At 34.0% G+C, this 4,229-nt stretch carries 2 protein-coding genes and 2 pseudogenes; all 4 read right to left on the bottom strand.

Features of this window, described 5'->3' with window-relative positions; genetic code table 11:
- Positions 1-103: pseudogene (locus ACSHWW_RS14270) on the bottom strand (pyrophosphatase); the annotation flags it as partial.
- Entirely contained in the window at positions 69-2,132 is a 2,064-nt protein-coding gene (locus ACSHWW_RS14265; protein ID WP_435683143.1) for a DUF3857 domain-containing protein, read from the bottom strand. The gene ACSHWW_RS14265 and the pseudogene ACSHWW_RS14270, both read right to left, overlap by 35 nt.
- A gap of 31 nt (positions 2,133-2,163) precedes the next feature.
- Complete coding sequence (locus ACSHWW_RS14260; protein WP_435683142.1) at positions 2,164-4,074, bottom strand: DUF3857 domain-containing protein; 1,911 nt, start codon at positions 4,072-4,074, stop codon at positions 2,164-2,166.
- Between the two features lie 80 nt (positions 4,075-4,154).
- A pseudogene (locus ACSHWW_RS14255) lies at positions 4,155-4,229 on the bottom strand (D-aminoacyl-tRNA deacylase); the annotation flags it as partial.

Here is a 4,229-nt window from a genome sequence, read left to right as displayed (position 1 = left end):
CTTCTTCCGTAAGTTGCGCCATATTGGTTAGTTCGTTAAAATAACGAACACCGTGCTCTTTGATCCAGTTATCTACCCTTTCCTGAGCTTTCTGTAGTTCCATTAGAAGTAATTTTTGATAAAACTACTTTTTCTGTTTCTTTTTCAACGATATTTTTAAACAATTCTTTTAAGCCATTATAGTAGCTTGCAGCTATCACTGCCTGATTTATCTTAACATCAACCTTAAATTGTACTGCTGTTCCATTATCTAAAACTTGATATTGAAATCCTCCTATTTTATCAACCATTGTTATGTTTGCACTTTCTGGCAAAGATGTTATTTCGTAACCTTCAGGAATCGCTATGTTCACGGTATATTTTTCTCTCCATGGAAAGCTAAAATCTATTGGATATTCTCTCTTTTCCAGTTTAAAAGGATTTTCTTTCATCGCAAGATGAAACAGAGGTGAAAAGTATATCTTATCACCCACAACGTCTGCTTGGTTGTCTAACGAAAAACTATAACTCTCTGAAACAGGTTTTCCCATACTGCCTTTATTTTTAATAGAATAATCAGATATTTCCATTCCATTGTTTTTGTTTTCCAATTTTTCTAGGTAATCATCTTCTACACTGTTTGCGTATTTATTTCTGAACAAATAGGCATTATAGTCTCTATTAGTAAGTCTTACTTTCCCCTCAATACTCCCATTTTCTTTTAAGTTAATACTTAACTGTACACTCTCCTCAGAAAGGTTTTTAGGAAAAAGATCTACCAAAATTATAGAGCCATCTTTTTGGATTTTCCTTCCAAACCAGTTTAGCGCTCTTGTGGGCAACAAATTAGGCCTAGTATACTTATTGGTTGCATCTAACAATATTAGATTCCCATCTATTTCAACCGAAGCAATTACATAGTTAAAACCTTCTCTAGTAGGAGACATTGGAACCCCATGACTTCTTGTACTCACCAATACAGGACTAGCGCTTAGGCCAGCCGTTTGTAGCATTGCAGTTAACATAAGATTGATATCCGCTATGTTTCCCGTTTGCTCCTTGTACGCAGTTTTAACTCCCTTATCCACATAATATCCGTATATATTATTCCAATTCATGTGTCCCTGTACATGTGAGAAGATAGCCACCATCAATTCAGTCGCAGACGAGGTTTTACTCCGTAAAATCTCAAGCTCATCTTTAAAATATCTTGTAGATTTTAATTGCCCTCCAAAATTATCACTTTCATATATTTTCTTAATTACATCTTCCCATGTGGTGGTATAGTTTTCCTGTAGTTGCTGAGGAAATTTCACATACTGAAGTTCATAATTAACAGAGCTCCTATAATTATTCATAGCATTCACAAACGGCTCCTCTTTTAAAGCAGGTATGTTGGTCATGTTATAATTAGTAACATTCACTTTATAATCTATGCTTTGACTAGAGTATTCTGTAGATGTTACTCCCCATCCCCCACCACTTGTAGTTCTAGATTTATTTGTGAAATTTATTTTATCAGACTTTGTGCTATACTTTGGATTCACCGCTAGATATCCTTTCATGTTTGGTTTAAAAACAAAATACTCTGGGGCTGAAATACTAATTTCTTGTTGTTTTATAGGTATGTCATATTGAAGTGCAATTTCATCTATTGAATAATAAAAGGGAGATGTTATTCTATATTGATACTCAATTACACAACCTTCTTTTACATTTGGAAGCGTAAATTTTTCTTCATTTCTATACTTATTTAATTCTGTCGTGAAAATAGCAGATTTTTCCATTTTGCTCTTTTCAATTTTACCATTCTTCAATGTATAGGTATATGCTTTTAACCCAGAAACAGTTTCTATATCATTATTATTTCTGTACAAAGATTGAGACACAGTGGCGTAATCAAACCCCGCTTTATCATAAATTTTAATTCTTTCAAATACTTCTGTAACGACATTAAATCCAGCTCCCTGGACATAATTAAATCTAATTTCCTTACTTCTATACAACACGGTTGCCGTTGCAGAAGAATCGCTAGGATTAAAGGTTTCTTTTAACTCTTCTTCAGAAACTTTTCCAAATTTAAAGTCCTGCGCGTTACCAGAAAATGAAATGGAAAGAAGAACCAACAAAACGGTTGTTCGAAGTTGTATCATACTTATGTTTTTTTTTATTACGGTGGTTTGATTATTTTTTAAGAAGAACAATCTGTGAATTATCCATACTGGCAATCTCTTTTCTAAAATTGCGATATTCTTTATATTTATCTTTTTGATAAAATCCCTTTTTGAGCAAAAACCTTCTTTTGTATTTCACAGAATGATTATCTGCATTCTGCTCAAAACTTACGGAATACGTGCCAAATTCATTTTCAATTTTCTTAGCGTTTGGAAGCGCCTCTACTATATACCCTGCAGGAAGTTGAATCGTAAAACTATCTTCATCTAAAAACCCTCTTTGAATTTCAAAAGGCAATTTTCTATTGCGATAACGATCAGGCACAACATTTTGATTGTTAAACGCATTTGCGATAAATAGAATTCTATCTCCACTTATTGAAGCATAGTTTGTTGCATTAAGTGAAATATCTTCAGTAAAGATTACATCGTTTGTATTGTTATCAAAATGATAGTTTGTAATAGCTAGATTATTAATTGAACCCCACCTACTCTTAAACTGCTTTACAACCTCCTCTTCGGTTTTCTCCTTCAACCTAAAGTGCGCGTTATACTGGCTTCCTTTTGTGACAAGATGTGTCTCTCCGAAAATACTACCATCAGGCTTTAATTCATATGACGCTTCTATGGATTGATAATTATCTTCATTGACGTAAGCCGTGGTCGTTACAATTTCTCCTCCATCAGGTTTTACAATCATCACTTTTCTATCGTCTGTAAAAGTTCCTATATATCCAAACGGGAGAATCTGGGATGTACAATCTACCCAGTAGTAAGTTTCATTATAAGGAATGGCTAAAATAATATGATTGCCCTGGGCTAAATCAGCAAAATTATCTTCAAAATCAACTTTATCTCCTCCAGCTTCTACCACAGCGTAGTAGGATGCAACACCCACTTCTTTCAAAAGTGCCTTGGTATAGTTAGAAAGACCTTTGCAGTCACCATATTTAACCTTATCAACATCAATAGCAGAGATAGGCTGAAGGCCGCCAATACCAATTTGAACACTAATGTACCTTGTATTATCCTGAACGTATTTGTAAATTATTTTAGCCTTTTCAAGATCATCATCTACCCCCAAAACTAGAGCCTTTGCTTTTGCTACAGTCTGCGGACTTAGTTTATCTCTGCCTGATAAGAGCTTGTTATCTACCCAAGAACCCATGTCCTTCCAGTTGTTAATAGAAGCATCAAATCCTTTATAATGAAAATTAGGTATCCGAGCCATTAACCTAGGACTGATTTTCTCAAAAGACGGACTCATACCTTCCCTTTTCATAGCCGGAATGATATGGGCCGTGTAGGTTATAGAATTATTTGTTTCCTTTTTATCAAATTCTAAACTCTCTAAATTTTTCTCGTAGACGACGGGTTTTTGACCTTCATCTTCATACACTATGGAATAATGACTTTTTTCAACACTTACTGTAAATCCGCTTAAAAAATACCAAGAGGGAATAGACCCGGTATCCGATGTTTCGTATTCATAATTAAATTCAATAGTGTACGGATAACTTATAGGAGTGTAATTATAATACAGTTTTCGATAATCAATATACAGTGAAAAACCATCTACGGCACTTACATCCTTAAAATCCTTTTTCTTGATTTTTTCAATCTCGTTGCCAACTGCATCGTAGATAACAATGTTTATACTCTTTATTTTTTTTGAACTATCATATCCAAGACCGTTTCTGGCATTACGATTACCCAGTTTATTCAACACCGTAATAACCTGTTTATTCTTAACGATCATTTTTTGTTGAGAGAGAATTTCAACATCCAACTGATTTAGGCGAACAACGGCATTTGCGTTTTCCGTCAAAGCTTTATCAATAAAAAGGGAATTATATTTTAGTTCTTGCGCATAGGAAAGAAAGCTCAAGAACAATAGAGAGAATAATAACGATAGTCGCATTGATTATGTGTGGTTGTGAAAATCAAACGTAAAACACATATTTTTCTTACAAACTGAAGAAAAAAATCGACGAAACTACATTATTCCTTGTTTTTAGTATCTATAGCTATTGTTACCGGGCCATCATTTAACAAATCTACCTTCATATCTGCACC

The sequence above is a fragment of the Nonlabens sp. genome (assembly GCF_051251825.1).
In the GTDB taxonomy this organism is placed as follows: Bacteria; Bacteroidota; Bacteroidia; order Flavobacteriales; family Flavobacteriaceae; genus Nonlabens.
This window is presented reverse-complemented; position numbering and strand designations above follow the sequence as displayed.